The 25,179-nt window shown below is 45.4% G+C and carries 17 protein-coding genes, 2 tRNA genes and 1 other RNA gene; 4 read left to right on the forward strand and 16 right to left on the reverse strand.

Annotation, left to right across the window (positions count from 1 at the left end; translation table 11 throughout):
- Positions 1-67 precede the first annotated feature (67 nt).
- Entirely contained in the window at positions 68-1,963 is a 1,896-nt protein-coding gene (asnB, locus tag AC6RGY_RS08270; protein ID WP_499861672.1) for an asparagine synthase (glutamine-hydrolyzing), read from the forward strand.
- Positions 1,964-2,180: 217 nt separating this feature from the next.
- Here the strand turns inward: asnB and AC6RGY_RS08275 are convergent.
- The 7 genes from AC6RGY_RS08275 to AC6RGY_RS08305 form a co-directional block, all read right to left on the reverse strand.
- Positions 2,181-2,256, reverse strand: a tRNA-Thr gene (locus AC6RGY_RS08275).
- A 26-nt stretch (positions 2,257-2,282) separates the two neighbouring features.
- Positions 2,283-2,650: a transfer-messenger RNA gene (ssrA, locus tag AC6RGY_RS08280) on the reverse strand.
- 171 nt (positions 2,651-2,821) lie between these two features.
- Positions 2,822-3,289, reverse strand: coding sequence for an SsrA-binding protein SmpB (gene smpB / locus AC6RGY_RS08285; protein WP_499861676.1), 468 nt, complete (start codon positions 3,287-3,289; stop codon positions 2,822-2,824).
- A 65-nt stretch (positions 3,290-3,354) separates the two neighbouring features.
- Positions 3,355-5,709, reverse strand: a complete 2,355-nt coding sequence (gene rnr / locus AC6RGY_RS08290; protein ID WP_499861682.1) for a ribonuclease R — start codon at positions 5,707-5,709, stop codon at positions 3,355-3,357.
- Complete coding sequence (locus AC6RGY_RS08295) at positions 5,709-6,503, reverse strand: alpha/beta hydrolase (RefSeq protein ID WP_499861687.1); 795 nt, start codon at positions 6,501-6,503, stop codon at positions 5,709-5,711. Before AC6RGY_RS08295 ends, rnr begins: the two co-directional genes overlap by 1 nt.
- A gap of 98 nt (positions 6,504-6,601) precedes the next feature.
- Positions 6,602-6,832 carry a preprotein translocase subunit SecG gene (gene secG / locus AC6RGY_RS08300; RefSeq protein ID WP_499861691.1) on the reverse strand — a complete coding sequence of 77 codons (231 nt, stop codon included), beginning with the start codon at positions 6,830-6,832 and terminating at the stop codon, positions 6,602-6,604.
- Between the two features lie 132 nt (positions 6,833-6,964).
- The gene (locus AC6RGY_RS08305; RefSeq protein WP_499861694.1) at positions 6,965-7,864 is read right to left on the reverse strand and encodes a TetR/AcrR family transcriptional regulator; all 900 of its coding nucleotides are present in this window, start codon (positions 7,862-7,864) and stop codon (positions 6,965-6,967) included.
- 351 nt (positions 7,865-8,215) lie between these two features.
- On the opposite strand from AC6RGY_RS08305, the gene AC6RGY_RS08310 reads away from it, so the two are divergent.
- A complete protein-coding gene (locus AC6RGY_RS08310; RefSeq protein WP_499861696.1) occupies positions 8,216-11,344 on the forward strand; it encodes an efflux RND transporter permease subunit in 3,129 nt (1,042 codons plus the stop codon).
- A 132-nt stretch (positions 11,345-11,476) separates the two neighbouring features.
- Here the strand turns inward: AC6RGY_RS08310 and eno are convergent, their stop codons facing one another.
- From eno to rpoN, 7 genes are all read right to left on the reverse strand, one after another.
- On the reverse strand, positions 11,477-12,766 hold the full coding sequence (gene eno, locus AC6RGY_RS08315; RefSeq protein ID WP_499861698.1) for a phosphopyruvate hydratase: 1,290 nt from the start codon (positions 12,764-12,766) through the stop codon (positions 11,477-11,479).
- A 12-nt stretch (positions 12,767-12,778) separates the two neighbouring features.
- Positions 12,779-14,323, reverse strand: a complete 1,545-nt coding sequence (gene gpmI, locus AC6RGY_RS08320; protein ID WP_499861700.1) for a 2,3-bisphosphoglycerate-independent phosphoglycerate mutase — start codon at positions 14,321-14,323, stop codon at positions 12,779-12,781.
- Positions 14,320-15,087 (reverse strand): triose-phosphate isomerase, encoded by a 768-nt coding sequence (gene tpiA / locus AC6RGY_RS08325; protein ID WP_499861703.1) that lies wholly within the window; start codon positions 15,085-15,087, stop codon positions 14,320-14,322. Before tpiA ends, gpmI begins: the two co-directional genes overlap by 4 nt.
- A gap of 18 nt (positions 15,088-15,105) precedes the next feature.
- Entirely contained in the window at positions 15,106-16,293 is a 1,188-nt protein-coding gene (locus tag AC6RGY_RS08330) for a phosphoglycerate kinase (protein WP_499861707.1), read from the reverse strand.
- A 281-nt stretch (positions 16,294-16,574) separates the two neighbouring features.
- The gene (gene gap / locus AC6RGY_RS08335; RefSeq protein WP_499861710.1) at positions 16,575-17,585 is read right to left on the reverse strand and encodes a type I glyceraldehyde-3-phosphate dehydrogenase; all 1,011 of its coding nucleotides are present in this window, start codon (positions 17,583-17,585) and stop codon (positions 16,575-16,577) included.
- 42 nt (positions 17,586-17,627) lie between these two features.
- Entirely contained in the window at positions 17,628-18,659 is a 1,032-nt protein-coding gene (locus AC6RGY_RS08340; protein ID WP_499861713.1) for a sugar-binding transcriptional regulator, read from the reverse strand.
- A 113-nt stretch (positions 18,660-18,772) separates the two neighbouring features.
- Positions 18,773-20,134, reverse strand: a complete 1,362-nt coding sequence (rpoN, locus tag AC6RGY_RS08345) for an RNA polymerase factor sigma-54 (RefSeq protein WP_499861715.1) — start codon at positions 20,132-20,134, stop codon at positions 18,773-18,775.
- A gap of 245 nt (positions 20,135-20,379) precedes the next feature.
- On the opposite strand from rpoN, the gene AC6RGY_RS08350 reads away from it, so the two are divergent.
- Positions 20,380-20,454: transfer RNA gene (locus AC6RGY_RS08350), tRNA-Arg, on the forward strand.
- A 168-nt stretch (positions 20,455-20,622) separates the two neighbouring features.
- On the forward strand, positions 20,623-21,219 hold the full coding sequence (gene clpP / locus AC6RGY_RS08355) for an ATP-dependent Clp endopeptidase proteolytic subunit ClpP (RefSeq protein WP_499861717.1): 597 nt from the start codon (positions 20,623-20,625) through the stop codon (positions 21,217-21,219).
- 158 nt (positions 21,220-21,377) lie between these two features.
- Here clpP and AC6RGY_RS08360 read toward each other — a convergent pair whose 3' ends face one another.
- Together AC6RGY_RS08360 and AC6RGY_RS08365 are read right to left on the reverse strand one after the other, a co-directional pair.
- A complete protein-coding gene (locus AC6RGY_RS08360; protein WP_499861719.1) occupies positions 21,378-23,027 on the reverse strand; it encodes an NTTRR-F1 domain in 1,650 nt (549 codons plus the stop codon).
- A gap of 231 nt (positions 23,028-23,258) precedes the next feature.
- Positions 23,259-25,091 (reverse strand): monovalent cation:proton antiporter family protein, encoded by a 1,833-nt coding sequence (locus AC6RGY_RS08365; RefSeq protein WP_499861721.1) that lies wholly within the window; start codon positions 25,089-25,091, stop codon positions 23,259-23,261.
- Positions 25,092-25,179: the final 88 nt, after the last annotated feature.

Consider the following 25,179-nt stretch of genomic DNA (forward strand, 5'->3'; position numbering starts at 1 on the left):
TGATACTGTTCGAACATGTTATTAGTAAGCTATATAACTTAAAATATCGAAAGTGAGTGATTTCTAAATGTGTGGATTTATTGGTTTTTTTAATAAAGATGGTGTAGAGAATGCAGATATCAGAAATTGGGTTGAAGAAGGTGGAAGACGAATGGTTCATCGTGGTCCTGATGATCACGGAAACTACTATGATGAAAACGCATCCATGTTTTTTAGGCGTTTAAGTATTGTTGATATATCAAAAGGGCACCAACCATTACCTTATGAGGACTCTCGGTACCAGATTGTTTTCAACGGTGAAATTTATAATCATAAAGCCCTTCAAGAAGAGCTAAAAAGTAATGGTATTGAATTAAATACTGATAGTGATACAGAAGTAATTGTTGCCTTATATGCGAAGATAGGTGAAAAAGTAGTAGACAAACTAAGAGGTATGTTCGCTTTTTTAATTTGGGACCGTGTTGAAAAGAAATTGTTCGGGGCAAGAGACTATTTTGGTATAAAACCGTTATACATAATTAAAAATAAAGATGGTCTTGGATTTGCATCTGAATCAAAAAGCCTATTTCCGTTTTTAACTGAATATAATGTCCAAAAAACATCTTTAGAGCATTATACAACCTTTCAATATGTACCTGAACCTCATACGCTGTTAGAAGATATTAAAAAAGTAGAACCAGGACATTACTTTACTTGGACACCATCTACATCTTTAGTTATGCATAAGTATTTTGAGCCGTTATTTCAACCGACTAAATCTGACTACAACAAGCTGAAACATCAAGTGAGAGAAGTGATGGAGGACTCTATTTTTCATCATATGAGAAGTGATGTTCCAGTGGGCAGCTTTCTTTCTGGTGGTGTCGATTCTACAATTGTTGCAACTGTTGCTAGTAAATTCGCACCATCAATTAAAGCGTTTAGTGTAGATTTTGCGCATGAAGGTTATAGTGAGATGGATGTAGCAAAAGAGACTGCTAAGCAAATCGATGTCGAACATATTCCTTACACCATAAGTGATGAAGAATTTTTTGATGCCCTTCCTAATGTCATATGGCATATGGATGACCCCGTAGCTGATCCAGCTGCTATTCCATTGTACTTTGTCTCCAAAGAAGCGAGTAAACATGTAAAAGTTGTATTGTCTGGCGAAGGAGCAGATGAGCTGTTCGGCGGGTATAATATTTATAAAGAACCATTTAGCTTATCATATTTTGAACATATTCCAGGACGCTTGAAAAACGAATTGAAAAAGGTAGCAACGATCATTCCTGAGGGGATAAAAGGGAAAAATTATATTATTCGCGGGTGTACACCTATTGAAGAACGATATATTGGGAATGCAAAGATCTATGATCAGGTAGAGAAAGCACAATTACTCAAGGGTGAATTATCTACTATTGCAATGGATGTTACCCATTCTTTATTTGAAGAAGTACACTATCTAGATGATACAACTAAAATGCAGTATATTGACATGAAAACATGGTTGCGCGGAGATATATTAATGAAAGCGGATAAGATGTCTATGGCGCATTCTATTGAGTTGCGTGTACCTTTCCTAGATATTGAAGTTTGGAAATTAGCCTCTAAGTTATCACTAGAAGATAAGGTTTCAAAAGTGGGAACGAAACAAATTTTGCGGGAAGCTTTCGCTGATGTTATTCCAAAGCATGTAGTGAATCGTAGAAAATTAGGTTTTCCTGTTCCAATTAGAAAGTGGTTTAAAGAAGATAAGTGGTACAATTGGGTCAAAGAAATAATTGATCAATCACCGATTGATGCATTTATTAATAAAAATTATGTAATGGAACTCCTTAAAGATCATCGTAGCGGAAAAAGGGATAATAGCCGTAAAATATGGACTGTTTTATGCTTTAGTATATGGATGAAAAACTATGTAATTAATCGAGACCTGAATGAAGTGGGACTTGAGTCAATAAGTGAGACAGTAAAAAGTTAAGTCTAAGCTGACAAAGATTGAGTGAGTTGATCCTCAAACGGTTCCTCAGCATAGCTTAAAGACTCATTTAATATGTATACCATCACAAATATAAGCAGTAAAATAACATCTTTTCTCTTTCATGGCTATACTTCGCCCTTTTATATAAAAAACAGAACAGGAGAAATCCTGTTCTGTTTTAATTACAAAAAAGAACAGGGTTCCTCCTGTTCTGTTCTGGTGCTGATGACAGGATTCGAACCTGCGACCCCTTCATTACGAGTGAAGTGCTCTGCCAGCTGAGCTACATCAGCGTATTCATAAATCCTCTACGTATGTTTGGTGGAGGCGAGCGGAGTCGAACCGCTGTCCGAAGACATCGCCACGTTAGCTTCTCCGAGTGCAGTCGTTGTATTAGAATCTCGTCTTCTGAACTGCCCAACGACAGGCTATTCATCAGACCAGCCATCTTCGATTCGCTCACTGATCGACGGCAATCTCAGTGAACTAGTCCGCTAAGTTATGAGACCCGAAGACACCACGCGAACAATGGTGAAACGGATCCTAGCTAAGCTTAAATTAAGCAGCTAGAGCGAAATTTTCTTGTTTGCCAGTTACTTTTGGCTTTCCGCGTGTTTAACGAGGACACAGCCCCTCGACTCGCTACTAACGCTCGATCTGTCCCCGTCGAATCCAATAAACGCCCCCGCGGGGAAACAAATGACCGTTACGATTACTTATTCTAGCACAGCTCTAGATTGCTGTAAAGAGAAAAATTCACAAGTTGCACCATTTTTTTCGGAAACCATAGGAAAATCGCTTCATCAAAGAAGTTTTCTTTCCTTACAAACAGGGCTAAGACAAGAAGGAAGAACGACCTTATTGGTACTGCCGTTCTTTCAACTGTCGTCTGATTTCACGATCCGCATCCCGTTTGGCGATAGCCTGCCTCTTGTCATGCACTTTCTTCCCTTTAGCAAGTGCCAACTGAATCTTGGCGTATCCGTTGCGCAAGTGCAAATCGACTGGGATTAATGTATATCCCTTTTGTTGAATCAGTCCAATCAACTTGGATATCTCTTTTTTATGAAGTAACAACTTGCGTGTGCGGGTCGGGTCATGATTAAAGCGGTTTCCCTGTTCAAAGGGACTAATATGCATGTTGACCAGTTTCACTTCGCCATTACTGACCAACGCATGGCTATCTTTTAAATTGACCTTACCTTGACGAATCGACTTAATCTCGGTGCCGGTGAGAACAAGCCCCGCCTCGAAGGTTTCCTCGATATGAAAATCATGTCTGGCCTTGCGATTTTGAGCGATCACTTTTTGTCCTCTTTTTGCCATTGTTCTCACCCCTTCCAAGATTTGTGGATATGGAAACCCATTATATCAAGGAGTGCTGATAAACGTCAATGCTTGAGCGAAGAGCTTTTCACCTTTTTCGTCCGCTTTTTCTTTTTCTTATGCGGTTTCTGTTTGTGAGGCTTTCCTTGCGCCCGCTTACCAGACTTCGTTTTCGACTTCTCTGTGGACGCCTTGGCTCCTCCTTCGGACTTTGCCCTCGACTTACGCCGGTTTGAATTGGATCCTCTTCCTTCCTGTCTCGGCTTCCGCTGTCTTTTTTGTGGCGGCTGTCCACTCTCACTTTCTACCAATTCAAAGTTAATTTTCCGTTCTTCTAAGTCGACGCCCATGACACGCACTCGAACGTCATCCCCCATATGGAACGCCTTTCCAGATTGTTCTCCCATGAGAGAATAGTTTTGTTCATTGTAATGGTAGTAATCGTCGGTCATGTAACTAACATGGATTAAACCCTCAATCGTATTGGGAAGTTCAACGAACAGGCCAAAGGAGGTGACACTGCTAATCACTCCATCAAACTCTTCACCAACCTTGTCCATCATAAACTCCGTCTTCTTTAAGTCATCCGTCTCCCGTTCCGCATCGATGGCAATCCGCTCGCGCCGTGACGATTGTTCCGTCATCTCTGGTAATACCCCATGATATTGGGCTTTTCTTTGCGGAGACAGACCATTTCCTGTCACGACTTCACGAATGATGCGATGGATCATCAAATCTGGATAACGACGGATCGGCGAAGTAAAGTGAGAATAATACTTTGCCGCTAAACCAAAGTGTCCTACGCAGTCTGGCGAGTATTTGGCTTGTTGCATCGAGCGCAGCATCACCTTACTAATCACAGGTTCTTCTGGTGTATGTGCCACTTCTTCTAACAAGTCCTGCAGGGCACGCGGACTAATATCGTCTGTTTTCCCTCTCAGTTGATATCCGAAGTGAGTAACAAACTCCGCTAACGACTGCAATTTCTCCTGCTTGGGTTGTTCATGAATACGGTACACAAAAGGAACCTCCTGCTTAAAAAAGTGTTCCGCTACCGTTTCATTGGCAATTAGCATAAATTCTTCGATCATGCGTTCAGCAATCGAGCGCGGACGTGGCACGATATCGGTCGGACTGCCAGCTTCGTCTACGAGAATCTTGGCTTCTGTAAAGTCAAAATCAATGGCGCCACGTCTCATCCGTTTTGCACGCAAGGTTAGGGCAAGTTCCTCCATTCGTCGAAAGTCGTCAATGAGAAAGGCGTAGCGCTCAATCAGCTGCGGGTCGCCATCTACCAGGATGCTTTTCACATCTGAGTAGGTCATCCGCTCATTTGTCCGAATGACGCTCGGATAGATCGCATAATCGACCACATCTCCACTAGAGTCGATCTCCATATCACACGACATGGTGAGGCGATCCACTTGTGGATTCAAGCTACAAATGCCATTAGACAGGCGTGGTGGCAACATCGGAATGACACGATCAACGAGATAGACACTACACCCTCGTCTCGACGCTTCTTCATCCAACGCGCTTCCTTCCTGTACATAAAAACTAACGTCTGCAATATGAACACCTAATCGCACATGTCCATTTTCCAGCGCCTCAACCGATACCGCATCATCTAAATCCTTCGCATCGGCACCATCTATGGTTACCATGGTTCGCTCTCTTAGGTCTCGTCGTCCTTCCAATTGACTCTCATCTATCGAATCGGCTGCGTCCTCTGCCTCTCGCAAAACTTCTTCCGGAAAAGATTCCGGCAACTGATGCTTACGGACAATCGATAAAATGTCTACTCCTGGGTCATCCTTGTGACCGATAATCTCTGTGATAACCCCTTCCGCACTTTTTCTCCCCTGTGGGTAAAAGGTGAGGCGAGCCACTACTTTTTGCCGATCGGTAGCCCCTTTTTGTGACTCGTGCGGGATAAAAACGTCAGAGGACAGGCGCTTATCATCCGGCACTACAAACCCAAAGTACTTGGACGCTTGATAAAATGTGCCCACTACTTCTTCACGTGCACGTTTCACGACACGCACGATTTCCCCCTCAGCACGTCTTCCTTGCTTGCTCTTTCCGTGTAATCGCGCTAATACCAGGTCACCATCCATGGCACCCCCTAGGTCATTCGCATGAATAAACACATCCGTAAACTGCGGAAGATCGGGTAAGACAAAGCCAAACCCTTTCGAGTTCCCTTGCAAAGTACCACGTACCAAGTTAAGCCTTTCGGGCACACCGTAACGCTGGGCCCGTGTTTTGACGATCAAGCCCTCTTGCTCCAAATGATCAAGTAATTCTTGAAAACCCGTTTGTTCATCTTCCTCCACTAATCTCTCCGCTAACTCGGAAAAGGACATCGGTTTATACGCTTGTTTACGCATAAACTCTAACAACTCTTGTTCTGTAATCATCATTCTCTCCTTTCTTTCTTTTCGTCTTCTTTTTGATGTTTACTTTTTGTATTTAAAACCTCTTGGATGAAGCTTTCTATCTCCTGAAATAATTCTTTACGTTCACGGTCAACAGTAATAATATGAGAAGATTTTTCATACCAGCTTAATGTTTTATTCTGCGAACGAATATGATCATATATATACTGGCCACTCTCCGGTCTCACCGTTTCATCCTGACGTGCTTGTACCACCAATGCAGGTACCTCCACCTCAGGTAGATGGCGACGTACATGGCGAATGAACTTCCGTAAACTTGCGACACATTTCAGAGGTGTCCGATCGTATGGGACTAGATGGCGTTCAATATGCGCAGGCTTCCCTCCTCCACGGGGCTGAAATGGAACCAACCGGTGAAAAAGGGTCGCCAATGGGGCACGCCGATCCTGCACCCATACGGGCGCGCACATCGAAACCACACCGTCGATCGGCTTTTCGCGGGCGAGGTTAAGCACAAGAGCTCCTCCCATCGATAACCCACATGCGATTACTTGCTCCACGCCTTGTTCCCACAATCGCTCATATCCCTCGATTACACTTTGTCGCCAATCCTGCCAACCGGTTTTCGCCATCTCTTCCGGCGATACACCGTGTCCAGCCAACAATGGAGCGTGAACGGTATACCCTGCACGGTGCAGATACTCTCCCAAGGGACGCAATTCTGAAGGGGAACCCGTAAAACCATGTACCAATAGGATACCCGTTTTCCCACCAGAATAAAAAAAAGGTTCCGTCGAACGTGTCACTGTCTTCATCTTCTTCTCTTCCTTCCACTATTTTTAAGTACGTAAACTTCTTCCGATACAAAAAAACAGCCGGATCTCTCCCGCTGTTTCCCATCCACGGTATATGGTTACACAAAGAAACCTACGACAATCGCCATCAACATAAATATAGTAGCTAAAGCAATCGTCACTTTGTTAAGAAGCGCATCAATGCCTCGTGCCTTGCTTTTCCCCATCAGGTGTTCTGCTCCACCGGCTATCGCACCGGATAACCCAGCGCTTTTCCCTGATTGTAACAAAACGGCGACGATTAATGCGATACTAACAATCGTTAACACAATCTTTGCTGCTAATGCCAACCGTTCCACCCCCAGACATACTCATACTGCTTAATCTAACACAATTTCAGGCATTTTGCAATATAGACAGACAGGTTGCTTGCACGCGCGCTATCAGCTTTTACGTTTCTATGCTCATTTCTTAAAGGCCATTTAATATAAGTCGATTTGCAGACTTTCTGCAATACTTTCACAATCTTTTCGCAGTTCCTTTACACGATGCAAACTACTCAGCATCCCCCGCAAGATGACTTTGCGCGGCTCCTTTTTCTCCCATTCTGATAGCAGAAAATGAATAGACTCCAGGTGTTCTTCCTTCACAAGTGGATCCCACTCTGCCTGTTGAATATGTGTTTTCATCGAAAGCAAACACTCCCATGCTTGCCGTTTCTTCTGGTCAGCAAATTCTTGACATCCGCCAAATATTCCTCGAAATTTCCCTTCATCCATCATAGGCTCATCTTGTTTCTGCACAAGCCCAGCCACAATATCGTCAATCCGTTGAACCAGGAACTGGGATAGCTTTTCCAAATCGAAGTGATTCCCCTCTACTACCATTGCCTTCATATAGGCCTCTATCATTCCATTGGTGATCAAAACCAAATCAAACACGTACGGCTTCGTACTCTCACCATAAATGTTTAATAGAGAAGAACGGAACCAATCATGAACTTCATATGCCAATTTAATCAAGTAGGTCTTGACAGCATCATTGTGGACAGGGAAGCTGTGTTCCCTAATATGAAGAACAATGAAGTCTTTGTGGGCATACAGTTCCTCAAACTGCACCTGCAACTGCCTGCGAAAGACTTCCCGCGCAGATAGTGTATCATCCATACATTGCTCCATATTTTGCTCAATAATCTCCGAGTAATGTTTAAGAATGGACAGCATCAAATCTTCTTTAGAGAGGAAATATAGATAAAAGCTTCCTTTAGAAATACTACTTGCTTCTGCTATTTCTCTGATTGAGGTCGATTCAAACCCGTTCTGCGCAAACAGCTTCATTGCTTTCTCAATGATTTGCTGTTTTTTTTCTTGATTTTTACTCATGTTATCCACCTTCTTTCTGAACGACCGGTCACTTTTTATTATTCTATCATATCAAAACGTCAGGATGGGATCGATTTTTTGAGCATTGTCTCAGTCACCTATCTATATAAAGATTTCAACTCTTGCATTCTTCTATTATGACTAAAAATTGAACTTCCCGGTTCTAGGGTTGAAGTTTGTCCAGCAATCCGATAGATTAATCATTATATGACCAGTCAGTCATAACCGATTTGGTTCGAAAGAAGAAATTCCTTCCATCAGGGATCTCTCTTACTCTTTAGAAAAACTTTTTGTCTTCACATCGTTTCATCCTTCGTAATGAAGCAGTTAAATAAAGGAGGTCGACATCTTTTGAAGAAAATTATTGATTTCTGTTTGAACAATAAGTTTGCCTTATGGCTCATGACGATCATTGTTACGATCGCCGGATTGTATTCCGGCTTTACAATGAAGATGGAAATGATTCCAAATATCAATGCCCCCATCGTCACCATTCAAACGATGGCTCCCGGCGCTTCTCCCGACGAAGTCGCCACCACGGTTACCGAACCACTTGAAGAAAGGGTCTCCCAACAAGCCGGCGTGGAGATGGTTACATCCTCTACATATTCCAGTGTTTCTGTCATTCAAATACAATACAACTTTGATAAAGACATGGATGAAGCAGAAGAGGAAGTACAGGAAGCAGTGGATAACTTCTCCTTACCTACTGGAGTAGAAGAGCCTGAAGTGGGCCGCATAAGTACCAATATGTTCCCCATCATGGCCTTAAGCGTGGCCAACGATGAGGCTTCCACCGCAGAGTTGACCCAGATTGTCGAGGAAGACATCGTCCCAGATTTAGCTGGTATCGATGGCGTTTCCTCCGTTGAGATCGCAGGGCAACAGATTAAAAAGGTAGAAATCACCTATGATCAAGAGAAACTACAAGCATATGGGCTAGATAAAGAAAGTGTTAATCAACTCATTCAATCCTCCGCTAACAGCTATCCCCTTGGCATCACTCAATTTGGGGACAGCGAAAAAGTTGTTGAAGTGAGCGGCGAGGTTCACAATCTGGATGAGCTAAAGGAACTAAAAATCCCTGTCATTCCATCCGAAGGGACAAGCCCCTCTACCACGAGTCCAAGTAGTAGCCAGATGACTACACAACCGACCGAAGGACCACCTCAACTACCAGTTATCCAATTAAAAGAGATTGCCTCAGTGGAAGAAGTAGCGGAAGCCGAATCGATCTCTCGTATCAATGGCAAAGAGTCCGTTAGCATCCAAGTGATGAAAACAGCGGATGCTAATACGGTCGATGTGGTTAACGCCTTAAAAGAAGAACTGAAACAACTGGAGCAAGAAATTGATGGACTAGAAACCTTTAATGTTTTTGATCAGGGAGAGCCGGTAGAAGAGTCAATCGGCACCATGCTCAGCAAGGCCTTGGTTGGCGCCGTGTTTGCTTTCCTTATCATTATGCTCTTCTTGCGCAATGTACGAGCAACACTCATTTCCGTCATTTCCATTCCACTCTCATTGGTTATGGCATTACTCATCTTGAAGCAGATGGATATCACACTCAACATCATGACCTTGGGCGCGATGACCGTCGCAATCGGTCGCGTCGTCGATGATTCGATTGTGGTCATCGAAAATATCTTCCGCAGAATGACAGACCCTAGCGAGAAGCTGACCGGAAAAGCGTTGGTACAGGAAGCAACAAGGGAAATGCTCACACCTGTTTTATCTTCTACTATTGTTACTGGAGCTGTCTTTATTCCGCTCGGTTTGGTAGAAGGACCCGTGGGCGAAATCTTCCTACCGTTCGCGCTCACTGTTGTCTTTGCTTTAACCGCTTCTCTTATCGTTGCTCTTACGGTAGTCCCCATGTTTGCACACTCCTTATTTAAAAAGGATTTAGCTAACCCTACCCATCAACCTGCCAAGAGTAAGAAAAAGAAAATAGGCAGGGGAACTAATGGCTATAAAAAGTTGCTTACCTGGACACTAAATCATAAGTGGATCACAGTAGGGTTAGCAGTCGTTTTATTAGCTAGTAGCTTTAGTCTGGTTCCCGTCATCGGTGTCAGCTTCCTACCACCCGATGAAGAAAAAATGATCATTGTTACCTTTGATCCCGATCCCGGACAAACCATCGACCGTGTCGAAGAAATAGCAGAGTCTGCACAAGAGTTCTTTGATAAACGGGCAGGAGTAGAGTTCATTCAGTACTCTGTCGGTGGAGAAAACCCAATGAACCCTGCAGCCAATAATCAGGCGATGTTTTTTGTCAGTTACGAGGACGATGTAGAAAAATTCAGCGAAGAAAAAGAGACGGTCCTCGAGCAATTGGAAGAACGAGAAGATCCCGGAACATGGGAATCGCAAGAATCTGCTGGCGCCACGGGCAACAGCAATCAGCTTCAAGTTGATGTATTTGGAGAAGAAATGTCGGATATCCGTACGGCAGTATCAGAGATTATGAAAACCGTCAAAGATACAGATGCTGTACAAAATGTAGATTCCAGTTTATCCGAGTCGTATGATCAATACACATTGATACCCGATCGTGAGAAACTAAGTCAATATGGGTTAACAGCCGGTCAGGTTGCCATGACCTTACGTCCCATGCAAGAGAATACGCCACTGCTCACCTATACACAAGGGGAGGAGCAGATGAATGTCTACATTGCTATTGAGAACCAAACGTATGATAAAAAGAAAGACTTGGAAAATACCAAGATCCTTTCTCCACTTGGTGTAGAAGTACCCTTAAAAGATGTAGTAGAAATTAAAGAGGGGAAAGCGGTTGATACCATCACTCGTCAGGACGGAAAATTAAGTGCGACTGTCACGATGGAAGCCAAGAGCAATGATGTCTCTGGAAGCTCCACAAAAATTCGTACGGCGATTGATGAGCTGGAATTGGCTGACGGCATCTCGGTTGGCTATGGTGGAGTAACAGAAGACATTGAGGAATCCTTTTCCCAACTAGCGCTAGCCATGCTGGCCGCCATCGCTATCATCTACTTGATTCTGGTGATCACGTTTGGTGGTGGGAAAGCACCCTTCGCTATCTTGTTCTCCCTTCCATTTGCCATTATCGGTGGATTAATTGGCCTTTGGATTGCTGGAGAGACCATTAGTGTCTCTACTCTGATCGGTTCCTTGATGCTCATCGGGATTGTGGTAACCAACGCCATTGTCTTGATTGACCGTGTCATTCACAAAGAAAAAGAAGGACTCTCTACACGCGAGGCACTCATCGAAGCAGGAATCACACGTCTACGCCCCATCCTCATGACCGCAATCGCTACCGTTGGTGCCTTACTGCCTTTGGCGTTTGGCTTGGAAGGAAGCGGGCTTATCTCGAAAAACTTAGCCGTTACCGTTATTGGCGGATTAACCAGCTCCACCTTGCTCACCCTGGTTATCGTACCGATTGTGTATGAAGTATTGATGGGTAGAAAGAAAAACAAGCAGCAAAGCTAACACTATCCTAAAATAAGTGTCCAAAAGAGAAAAATCGCATGGACTGTACAAAGATAAATAAAGAACGAAAGAGCCGTCTGCTAAAAAGCAGACGGCTCTTTCTTGTAGCATTTATCTCTATAAATGGTCGTGTTATTCTAGCCCCTGTAGCTGATAAAAAGCTGCTTTTCCTGGAAACTCACTCGACACATCCAATTCTTCTTCAATCCGCAGGAGCTGATTATATTTTGCCACCCGATCCGTACGTGATGGTGCCCCTGTCTTGATTTGACCAGCTCCAACCGCAACAGCCAGGTCCGCAATCGTGGTATCTTCCGTCTCGCCCGAGCGATGAGAGATGACCGCCGTGTAACCCGCTTTCTTCGCCATTTCAATTGCTTCCATCGTTTCAGTCAGCGTACCGATCTGATTTACTTTGACGAGGATAGAATTGCCGGCGCCTTTTTCAATTCCCTGTGCCAGTCGCTCTGTGTTGGTCACAAAGAGGTCATCGCCTACCAACTGTACTTTATGACCCAGTCGAGCGGTAAGTGCTTGCCACCCTTCCCAATCGTCTTCGGATAATCCATCTTCAATGGAAACGATCGGGTATTTAGATACCAAATCTTCATAGAAAGTAACCATCTCATCCGTGGTGCGCTGAATCCCTTCTCCAGCAAAATGATAGTTCCCATCTGTATAAAGCTCGGTCGCTGCCACGTCCAACGCGAGTAAAATCTCTTCTCCTGGGGTATAGCCCGCACGTTCAATGGCGGTGACAATCGTTTGCAAAGCCTCTTCGTTGGAAGAAAGATTTGGCGCGAACCCTCCTTCATCTCCTACCGCTGTGGCCAATCCTTGTTCCGATAGTACTTTCTTTAGATGGTGAAAAACTTCAACGCCCATGCGGAGCCCCTCGCGAAAGGTTTCGGCTCCCACTGGCATCACCATAAATTCTTGAATATCCACATTGTTATCGGCGTGTTCCCCGCCATTTAAGATGTTCATCATCGGTACAGGTAGCATCTTGGCATTGATTCCTCCAACATGCCGGTATAAAGGAATCTCCAGTGCATCTGCTGCGGCACGAGCAACCGCCATCGAGACACCCAAAATCGCGTTCGCTCCTAGTTTCCCCTTGTTATCCGTTCCATCTAATTGGATTAAAACATGATCGATCTGAACTTGTTCTACCGCATCCAAACCAACGAGCACAGGCGCGATCACATCATTTACATTTTGTACTGCTTGTAGGACCCCTTTACCCAGATAGCGATCCCCTTGATCACGTAATTCGACCGCTTCATAGGCACCCGTAGAGGCTCCAGAAGGAACAATCGCTCGACCCATGGCACCCGATTCCAGAATCACTTCGACCTCAACAGTTGGATTTCCACGTGAATCAATCACTTCGCGTGCGTATACATCGATAATAGTTGTCACTATTAAAGCCCCCTATACTCTTGGTTTGATCATCGATTTTCCTGTCATTTCTTTGGGTTGTTCAATCATTAATAGCTGAAGTAAAGTAGGAGAAACATCTGCTAAAATCCCACCCTCTCGTAAGCGAACCGATTGATCTGTCACAATACAAGGGACGGGAAAAGTCGTATGGGAAGTGACCGGCTGATTATCGTCATCCAACACCTGATCAGCATTGCCGTGATCAGCGATAATCATGGCAACCCCTTCTTTAGCAATAAGTGCATCCACCACGTTCCCTAGGCACTCATCCACCACTTCGACGGCTGCAATTGTCGGTTCCAGCTTGCCTGAATGACCCACCATATCCGGATTGGCAAAGTTTAAGATAATCACATCGTGATTCTCTGCTTCAATCTCCTCTACCAAACGAGCCGTTACTTCGTATGCGCTCATCTCTGGCTGAAGATCATAAGTAGCCACTTTCGGCGAAGGAATTAAGATGCGCTCCTCATGGGGAAATGGTTTTTCTCTTCCTCCGTTATAAAAGAAAGTGACATGCGGATATTTCTCAGTCTCTGCAATGCGAAGCTGCGTCAATCCTGCTTGAGAGACCACTGCACCAAAGGTATTGGACAGCTCTTCTGGTGCAAACGCCACTCTTCCTTGTACTGTTTCACTATAATGCGTCAAGCAAACATAGTAGAGCGACTGCGGATGGTTTTCTCCTCGATCAAATCCCGTAAAGGAAGGAGAAGTAAAAGCTTGTGAGAGCTGGATCGCTCGATCGGGACGGAAGTTAAAGAAAATGACCGCATCATTGTCTTTCACATGGGTAAGTGGTTGGCCGGCTTCATCCACCACGACGGTCGGTTCCAAAAACTCGTCATAAATCCCTTCGTCATAAGCTTTTCTCATCGCATTCACAGGATCGTATGTAGTCTCTCCTTCACCTGAAACGAGTGCGCGGTATGATTTCTCTACTCGCTCCCAGCGTTGATCACGATCCATCGCATAATAGCGACCATGTATGGTAGCGATTTTACCCACACCAATTTTTTCGATCTCCGTTTGTAATTCCTGTAAGTAATTCGCACCACTGGTGGGGGCGACATCACGCCCATCCATAAAAGCATGGATATAAACTTCTTCCAGTCCCTCTTGCGCCGCCAAGCGGAGCAACGCATAGAGGTGATCCATATGACTATGAACCCCGCCGTCGGAGAGTAGCCCCCACAGGTGAAGTTGACTCTGCTTCTCCTTCACCTGCTTCATCGCCAGCAAAAACTCCTCATTGCGAAAGAAGTCTCCTGTCTCAATCGCATGGCTCACCCGAGTGAGATCCTGATAAACTACGCGACCGGCACCAATATTGAGATGGCCTACTTCCGAGTTGCCCATCTGTCCAGCAGGAAGTCCCACTTCCTCCCCACTCGCTTGTAGCTTGGTATGTGGGTATTCGTTCCACAGCTGATCAAAACGAGGCTTATTTGCTTGCGCAACCGCATTGCCATGAGCTTCTTCTCGTAGCGCAAATCCATCGAGGATGATTAAAGCAACAGGCTTGGGTCGCTTCATCTATTATCCCTCCCTCGGCTGGCTTGGACCAATTGCAAAAAGCTTTCCGGATCGAGGCTGGCACCCCCGACGAGTGCGCCATCAATATCCGTCTCTGACATGTAGGAAGCGATATTTTCCGCCTTCACACTTCCACCGTACAAAATGCGAACAGCGTCCCTCGATTCCTCACCCAGTCCTTCGCCCACCGTATTCCGAATCGCAGACACCACTTCGCCCGCCTGTGCAGGCGAGGAAGCTTTCCCCGTCCCAATCGCCCATACGGGTTCATAGGCAAGGATGATGCCCTTCAACTTGTCCGAAGATATTCCTTTTAAAGCTTGCAGCACCTGGCGGGTGACGACTTCATTCGTCTGTCCCGCTTCACGCTCCGCCAGCGACTCCCCTACACATACGATAGGGGTTAAGTTATTCGCTAACGCTGTTTTCACTTTTTGATTCACCGTTTCATCGGTTTCAGCAAAATACGCTCGACGTTCAGAATGACCAAGGATCACATACTGAACACCAGCCTGTACGAGCATGCCCGCACTAATTTCTCCTGTATAAGCCCCTACAGCTTCCCAATGCATATTTTGCGCGCCAATACCCACCGAACTGCCATTTGACGCCTTAACCAGTGCACTTAAAGCGAGATAGGGGGCACAGAGCACCACCGTTACATTGGATGGCAGCGCTGCTGCATCGAATGCTTGTAAAAAACGGACTGCTTCTTCTTCGTCTTTGTGCATTTTCCAGTTACCAGCTATCACTGGTGTGCGCATATGCTCTCACCCCTGTTGTTATTCAATCTTGTCAGATAGTGCAACCACACCAGGAAGATCTTTTCCTTCCATCAGCTCCAGCGACGCTCCACCACCGGTGGATACGTGATCGACACGCTCTGCCAATCCTGCCTTCTCGATGGCTGCTGCCGAGTCGCCACCGCCGACGATGGTGAGCGCATCGGTATCTGCTAACGCTTGCGCCACTGCGAACGTTCCTTGCGCAAAGCGGTCAAACTCGAATACCCCCATCGGCCCGTTCCATATCACCAGCTGGGAAGACCCAATCACTTCGGCAAAGCGCGCGCAGGTGTCGGGTCCAATATCCAACCCTTGTTTATCATGAGGGATATCACGTACGGATACGACCTCAGCAACCGCATCTTCCGCAAAGCGATCAGCCACTACCGTATCTGTCGGCAGAAGAAGTTGAACACCTTTTTCTTCCGCTTGCTGAATAAAACGCTTGGCTAGTTCCACCTTATCCTCTTCCAACAAAGATTGACCGATCTCGTAACCTTGCGCTCGAATAAAAGTATAGGCCAGACCTCCACCGATCAGCAGATGATCCACAGAATCGAGCAGATGTTCGATCACATCAATCTTATCTTTTACTTTGGCACCGCCAATAATTGCCGTAAACGGCCTTTCTGGTTTCACGAGTGCTCGTCCGAGTGTTTCTAACTCTTTCTGCATCAAAAATCCAGCTACCGCAGGCAGGTCATGCGTAATACCTTCCGTGGAAGCGTGTGCACGATGAGCCGCACCAAAGGCATCATTTACATACAAATCGGCAAGTTGAGCCAGTTGCTTCGCTAACTGTGCATCATTTGCCTCTTCGCCTGGATGGAAACGGAGGTTTTCCAAAAGAAAAACGTCCCCTTCCTTCATGTTGCCCACATATTTAACCACTTCTTCGCTTACCACTTCATCTGCCTTCGCCACCGTAATGCCGATCAGGTTAGATAAACGTTTGGCCACGGGGTCTAAGCGAAGCTCTTCCACTACTTTTCCATGCGGACGCCCTAAGTGACTGGCTAGAATCACCTTGGCCCCATTTTGAAGTAAGTAGTCAATGGTAGGCACGGCAGCTTTGATTCGTGTATCATCCGTGACCCGCCCGTCTTGTAATGGTACATTAAAATCGACGCGACAAAATACCCGCTTGCCTCGAACATCCACATCGGTGATTGATTGCTTGTTCATGTTAAAAGCCTCCTGGTTTCCTTTCTTGTTGCGTCTCATTGAAGCGTACAGGAGAGTATCTCCTCACATCGCTCGCCATCGTTTTTCCACACTCAACCATGTTTTATCATCGTACTCTCCTTTATTTTAGTTCTTATCGCCCCCACTTGGCAATATACACCGCTGGAACCATCCTATCATCCGATTCCTCATTAGATGGTTATAAACCCCTCCAAAAAAGCCGAAAGCGAAGAGTTGTTTTCTCCCGCCCTCAGCTTTTTGTCTTGATCCAATCCATCATTTTATAACCCTTGCTTCGCCATATATGCCGCTAGATCTACTACCCGACTCGAATAACCCCATTCGTTATCGTACCAAGCAACTACCTTCACCATGTTCCCTTCCATCGTCATCGTCGTCAGACCATCTACAATAGAAGAATGAGCATCACCATAGTAGTCACGCGAAACCAAAGGTTCATCCGAGAAAGCCAAAATTCCTTTTAGATCGCCTTCTGCTGCCTGTTGCAACGCTCCATTCACCTCATCTACGGTTACATCTTTCTCTAGCTCCGCCACGAAATCGACCACGGACACATTGGGCGTCGGAACACGCATAGCAAAACCGTTTAATTTCCCGTCCAGTTCAGGCAATACTTTCCCTACCGCTTTGGCCGCCCCCGTCGTTGTAGGAATGATGGACATCCCTGCCGCACGAGCACGTCGCATATCTTTATGAGGTAGATCCAATATTTGTTGGTCATTGGTATAGGAATGAACCGTTGTCATCAAACCACGCCGGATGCCGTACAACTCATGAAGTACTTTAACGACAGGTGCCATACAGTTGGTCGTACAAGAAGCGTTAGAGACTACCTGATGCTGATGTGGATCATATTGACCTTCGTTTACTCCCATCACAATCGTTAAATCCTCATCTTTAGCAGGAGCGGAGATAATCACCTTCTTCGCCCCACCTTGTAGGTGCTTCGCTGCATCTTCTCTTTGCGTAAAGCGACCCGTAGATTCAATCACAATTTCCACGCCCTGCTCACTCCAAGGAAGTTGTGCTGGGTCACGCTCTGCATAGACATGTATGGCCTTTCCATCTACCATAATGCCATTGGCTGTCGCTTCCACTGACACATCTAAACGTCCATGTATCGAATCGTACTTTAGTAAATGAGCCAAACTGTCCGCATCCGTTAAATCATTAATCGCCACCACTTCTACCTCAGGGTGATTTAACATCGCCCGAAAGACACAGCGTCCGATTCGTCCAAATCCGTTAATGCCAATTTTTGTTTTTTGCATGTTGTCATCCTCCTCCATCATTCTTCCTTAATGTGTTCCTTCTTATTTCTGTTGATCCAGCATTGCGCGTGCGGCCGCTTCATCCGTGATGAGCCGGTTTGTTTTCATTGTGGCACAGATCGCTGCAATCGCTTCGGCTTTACTTGCACCACCTGCTACCGCAATCACTGTTTGAACGCGTCGCAAATCCTCAATCTGAAGTCCGACCGTGCGGCTTTTATATACCACTTCACCGCCACGATCCACATAATAGCCAAAAGCTTCACCGACAGCTCCCGCGCTACGTAATTGCATCATCTCTCGCGCAGGAAGGTTGCGACGCATCGCCATCGCTTCCGCCTCTCCAATTCCATGAATAACGAGGCTAGCAGAACGTATATCCTTTAACACTCTCTCCACATGCGGCTCGCGCGCGATCACTTCATAGGCATCCTCACTCAACTGATCGGGTAAATGCATCAATTGATATTTCCCACCTGAATGTTTGGCCATGTTGGATACAATGTAGTCTGCCTCCAATTCAACCGCTTCACCCAATCCTCCACGGGCAGGAACGAAGGTACATGTGCGCAAGGTAGAAGAAGGGATCATACGCTCTGCCACCGCCGCCATCGCCGTCCCGCCTGCAACCGCAATCACACTATCTGCGCTGGCCGTTTGTTGCACGAGTTTCGCCCCCGCCTGTCCCATCTCTTGCTTGGTCGCCTCCATCTCGTCAGCATTCCCTGGAACAACAACCACCTCTTCGAGATTCAAGTGAAAACACAATTGATCCTCTAGCTCAGTTAATCCAGTTAACTCCTTCATCACTGGTTCTAACCTATCCAAGATTCGGTTTCCACGAGGAGCCAACGTCATTCCCTGTGCTTGAATCGAAATCAAGTCCAACTCACGTAAGAGCTCCACTTCCGCCCGTAAGATACGCTCACTCACCTTCATCGCTTGCGCAAGTCCGCGTCGCCCTACTGGCTGTTTCCATTGAAGATGGCGCAAAATCTCATATCGTTGGGACATCTTCTCTAATGCATCCGGAATCAAGACTTGTTGGAGACCAATCAACTCGTTAATATTCATGATCCACCCCCTAGAGGGACCTAAAATGTCCCGGTGTTCAAAATATGTCCCGATATCAGCAAAAAAAAGAAGGCAGGATATTGCTTACTTTTCTCACCTTCTATTCTACACCATCATTCATAGCGCCGTCTATGGGTAGAAGACGCAATTCGCATTTCTTCACGGTATTTGGTCACCGTCCTTCTCGATATCTGAATCCCTTTCTCCGATATTAAGGAAGCAATCTTTTGATCCGATAGAGGTTTTTCTTTATTCTCTTCAGCAATCATACGCTCTACCCACTCTTTTACTTGATAAGCGGAAGCATCTCCTCCAGTATCCGTTGCCAGTCTAGCTGGGAAAAAGAAACGAAAAGGATAAATCCCATACGGTGTCTGCATATACTTATGTTGCGTTGCCCGACTCACTGTAGATTCGTGAATGGAAAGTTCTTTTGCCACCTGTTGTAGCGTAAGCGGTTTAATCAAGCCTTTGCCATTTTCAAAGAAATCTCGTTGCTTGCGCACAATGCAATCGCTAACCCGTGTAAGGGTGATTCGACGTTGTTCCAAATTTTTCAGAAGCCACTTTGCAGCATGAAAACGATTTTCTAAATAGCGAGTGGCCTGCTGTGCCGCCTCATCTTGTGTCCGCATGAGTTGTTCGTAGTAAGAACTAACACGCAGACGAGGTAAATACGGTTCATGAACAGACACCTCGTACTCACCCTCGCTCCAATGCACAATAACATCAGGAATAAGGTATCGAGGTGGATCCGTCACATAAGCCGACCCCGGACGCGGATCCAACAGCGTAATTTGGTCGATCGCCTGCTGCACTCGTGACAACGTTACATTTCGCGAACTGGCGATCTTTTGTAAACGATTTTTGGCTACATCACTGAGGTGATGACGAACAATCGATAGTGCCACGTCATCTACTACTACTTGGCGTAATAACTGTAGCTCCAAACATTCAGCTAAAGTACGAGCTCCAATTCCTGCAGGATCCAGCGATTGTACAATTTGCAAACATCCTTCATAGGTTGCTCCGCTTAGATGAAAGCGCTTACATATTCTTTCCTTCTCTGCTTGAAGATAACCTTTTTCATCGAGATTGCCAATCAGATGCTGACATACCTTCACTTGCTCAGGATCCAATGCCAACTCACGTAATTGATTCTCCAGGTAACTAGACAATGATTCCGCCGCTTCAGGATAGCGCTCCACCTGAGATTCTGTCTGCACACTTTTTTGTGCAAGGGCAGGGCTTCCTCCTGTTTGCACCTTAAGCCACGCTTCCATCTCATCGCGCTCCCGCGCTTCAAATGGTTCTTCCGCTTCTAATAAGGGATTATCCACGACCTTCTCGTGCAGAAAAGTGAGCAAATCATACGCCGGTAGCTGTAAGATATGAAGTGCTTGGCGCAGTTGAGGAGTCATCGTCATACTCAGTTTCTGTTCTTGGCGAAATCCATACCCCATGGAGAGAGTCATCGGTTGATACTCACCTCCGCTTCATTCATTTCTTTATTGTATGTGGCAACTCCCCTCAAGGATGCCACCAGTTTTTCACTTGTATCTTTATCTTATCATAAGTAGAGTAAAGTGAGAGAAAAAGGTGCTCTTCTTTCTATTTACAAAAAAATCCTTCTCCCCATCGTTAGAGAAGGAACACCTCTTGCCTTTCTCTTTCAAATGAGTTATAATGATTTTTGTTGTTAAGAAAAGATACATTCTATGCGCCTATAGCTCAGGGGATAGAGCACTGGTCTCCGGAACCAGGTGCCCAGGTTCGAATCCTGGTAGGCGCGCCAATCGTATAACGGATGAAAATACACTCCTTCGAAGCTTCTCTAGGAGTGTATTTTTTCATATTTGGGTATATATTGTTTGAAGGAGCAAAAAAACATTTGACCTTTATTGACCTTTTAGTTTATGATTACACTAAGTCGTGATAAACCTATGAAGGAGGGAACATTGTCATGAACTTAATCCCTTATGTTGTCGAACAAACCAACCGTGGTGAACGTTCCTACGATATTTACTCCCGCCTGTTAAAGGATCGGATCATCTTCATTGGAAGTGAGATTAACGATGCTGTGGCGAACACCGTCGTGGCGCAATTGCTTTTCTTGAGTGCCGATGATCCTGAAAAAGATATTCACTTATACATCAATTCGCCCGGTGGCTCGATCACCGCAGGCTTTGCCATCTATGATACGATGAAGTTGGTCAAATGCGATGTACAAACCATTTGTGTGGGGATGGCGGCATCGATGGGGGCTTTCCTCCTTTCCTCTGGAACTCCCGGTAAGCGTTATGCTCTTCCTAACAGTGAAGTAATGATTCACCAGCCATTAGGAGGCGCACGTGGTCAAGCGACCGATATTGAAATCGGTGCCAAGCGGATCCTGGCCATGCGCGATAAAATTAATAAGATGTTAGCTGAACAAACGGGACAAAAATTAGATAAAATCGCAAAAGATACGGATCGTGACTTCTTTTTAGAAGCAGATGAAGCCAAAAAATATGGACTGGTTGATGAAGTGATCGCTCGTCCACCATCAACGAAAGCGTAAACTTCGTCTTAAAACAGCAAGGACCTTCTCAACGAAACGTGAGAAGGTCCTTATTCTATTTAGAAGATTAAAGGCATATGACACAGACACGAGCGTTTTCTAACTCGGGCGCTGTTCCTGCTCACCATCCTCCATATCTATTTATCAAGGCTGTTTCTTTATCCTTCAATATTCTGTGCTAAGTAAGGAGATACCGCAACATTAAGCGGACGGTCGATCGAAAGCTGTGAGGGAGCAAAGGTGTTGTTTTCTGTATAGACCACCACAACGGTATGATTAGCAACAAAATAGACAAACGTCCCACTCGGTGTAATATCTACCGATCCTACAGGTCCCTCCACCACAATATCTTCTGCCAGTATCGATTGATCTTTCGTACGAACCACAACCAGTTCGGCTAGCTCCTCACTCCGATTATTGGTGATGTAGATAAATTGATTATCTGGTCGGATAACAAAATCAACCGGATCTTCGAGTTCGAATTGTTTAATTAGGGAGTTGTCAGAAGCATCAATTACAGAAATAAGACCCACTTGCGTATCAGCCATCTTATTCGTCAATACATACACCAAGGAATCGTCTGGGGTAACCGCAATCAACTCTGGTTGAAAGATAACCACATTATCCACAGTGGTATGGGTAGCGACATCGACAACATCAATCACATTACTAGTAGAGGCAACATAGATGGTCGTTCCCATGGTATTCATGGCTAGATCTCTCGGAGATCCATCTACTTCCACCTGAACGCTTACCTTGTTGTCCGAGACCCGAATCACAGATAGATAATCTGATCCTTCATTGGAGACATAGATGGCCTGGTTATCTGGCGTGGCAACAAGTGGACCCGGGCTTTCCCCTATTCCATCTATGATCGTCGTTAAAATGCTCTGTGTTGCCACCTCAATCACGGAAACAGAGTTATCTGTTTTGTTAGAAACATAAACATATCGATCATCTGGACTGATAACGATGGCCGCAGGCCCCATACCCACATCGATTGTAGCCACCACTTGACAGGCGATTACATCCATCACCACCACTTGATTTTCGTCATCGAGAATGACATAGGCCAGTTTTCCATCTGAAGTAAACACCGGTTTTTCAGTGGAAACCCCACCCACAGGAACACCTGCAACGACCTGATTAACCAACGTCAACGAATGGTCAACGGTAGACTGTGTAGTCGGTGTTAAGACAAAGTTGAAAATTTCTTCACCCGAGAAACCAGACTTAACGATATCAAATACGTTCGTATCTCCCACGGAGACGCTATCTTTTGTTTGTTCCAATAAAGCCCCACTGCTCGCCGCCTGAATAGATGGCTTTTCGAGTAAACATACCTCTACCCCATCCAACAAAATTCCCGCTCCCCGTGCGAAAGCTTTCTTCCTGATGGTGAAACATGCTTTCACCGCATGATCCGGCGCAGGAGAGCTTCTATAATCTATTGTTTTGAAATCACCTGTTTTCCCTACTGGTAATTCATGATCATCCAACACCACATCCAGGCCAATGCCCACACACTCATCCTCAGCAGATAGATACGTCCATTGAATTTCAATCGTCGGCTCTGGTTTCGGGTTGCTTTTCGCAATCGACAGCCGCAGTTGAAAGCACTCCCCTGGCTCAATTGCAATCTCTTGGCAGAGGGAAGATTCCGCTCTACCCCCAAACAGGTAAACGCGATAATCACTCTGCTCCTCTCTCGAAGCAAAAGAGATCAGCGCAGCATTGCTCTCTTTCCAAGGAAAGAGTCCTCCGTCTTGAAAAGCTCCGTTTATCAACCGGTTCCTCGCTTTTGTCATGAAGACATTCCTCCTCTCTTGGAGAGTATATTCAGACTTCAAAGAGAATGAACAATCTATGTACAAATATTTCGTCATCTGATCGCATGACAGAAGAGTGGCTAAACCCTCTTCTATCCACGTCACAATGGCAAGCGGTGCCTCCCTTTGGTCTATTGTTCTATAGAACAACGCCCGCATGGAAAGGCACCACTTTCCACCATCCATTTGTATGAGCTCTTCTGACACACTCTAAATCAACATCTCACGTAAACGCTGAACATGCTCTGGCGTCCCACTGATAATCAGACGATCTCCCGAGAGAAGAATGGTATCCCCCTGGGGAATGATCACCTCTTCTCCTCGGAATACGCGAATGATCAAGGTATCGCCGAGGAATTGTAAGTCACGTACCTTCCGGTTATGAAAGCGTTCGTTCAAGAGCGGAATCTCCTGCATATATCCTTCGCTCTCCGACAACATCGTCACCAGAGAGGGATGCTCAATCAAAGAGAGGAGCAACGTTTTATTGGCAAGAAAAGAGGAGAACAGGTGGATTTTCGAGTCCTTGGGTAATTGCAAGCTGGCTTTATCCTCTCTTCTGGCAACAACTTGCTCTACTCCCGCCTGTTCAGCAGCGATGGCAAGTTCTACATTTTTTTCATCGTCATTTGTGAAGAAGACAATAATATCGCTATCAAATACCTGCTCCTTCTCTAATGCTTCCTGATTAATTGTCGGCAATTGAATAATCGGGTAAGGACGCTCGTTATTTGACTCTAAGTTTGACTTATCCGAACCATAAACAGATACTCGGTAACAATCGTTATACAAGTCCTGGGCTAATGTTAAGGTGACCATATTGATCCCTACCAAGGAAACTTGCTGTTTGCACTCGGTCTGTCGATCCGGTAGCATCCTTTGAAACAGAATGGGAGAAATGAGCGTCGTCAGTACAGCCGCTAAGACCAGAGCCGTATTCATCGTATCGTCAATGATACCAATCTCAATCCCAATGGCCGCCGCAGCAATCACCAAACTTAACTGGGAACTTAATAGCAATCCAGAACCCAGCGACTGCCGCCACGAAAACCAGCGACGAAAAACGAGTACAGTTATAGACCGAGAAAAATACGCCGCGAAGAGTAAGAGCGGTAGCATCAACAATGCTTTTGGCTCTTGAAGTAACCCTCCTAAATCCAGTTCCGCTCCCACCATCACGAAGAAAATGGGAATCAGAAACCCATATCCAAATGCATTTAGTTGTTGTAAAAACGGTTTGCTTGGATACATCAGCGAGAGAATGACACCTGCAAGGAAAGAGCCTAAGATATTCTCCGCACCTACCCCTTCCGATAAGGCAACGAAGAACAAGATGAGAGCAAACACACCCCGTGTTCCGATCGAGATCGTCTCCACCTTCAGGCGTTCCGTAAGGTTAAAAGGTTTGAAAATCTGAATTAAGCGATAGACCACAAAGAAAGCAACAAAGAGCAACAACAGCCACAAAGTGCTGGCAACACTTTCTCCAGAGCGAATAAGTGAAACATGAACGGCTAACAACAGCATAGTAACAAAGTCGGCGATCACGGCTGTTAGCAAGATGGACTGACCATAGGTGGTCTCCAAAAAACCTTTATCTTTTAGAATCGGCAGGGCTATACTTACCGAGATCGTCGAGATGATTAATGTCATAAAGAAGACATCATCCACAAATCCGAGTGCATGAATGATCCAAGCCATACCAAAAGAGAGCACCAGAATGGTGAGGAAGCTAACCACGCTGATCACAATGGGATTTCCTGCTTTTTTATCCTTCTTCTTATTACTTTTCTGAATGAGATCAAAGTCGATCTCCAAGCCACTTAAAAACATCAAATAGATAATACCAAGGGTAGAAAGCAATTCAAGAAATTGATCTTCATGAATAACTTGAAACCCACTTTTCCCCAAGACAATCCCAATGATGATCTCAGCTACAACCACCGGGATAAATCTTAGCTTAAAGCGGTGCAAGATGATCGGGATGAGAAAAGCGGCAGTCACCACGATCATAAGTGATGTAACTGAATGATGTCCCTCCATATGCGCCTCCTGTATCACAACCTGTAGTTGTTATAACCGTTTTTAGATAAATACAAACGTCTTAGCAACACGCCCAAATTTCATCTAG

The organism is Mechercharimyces mesophilus (assembly GCF_059818345.1).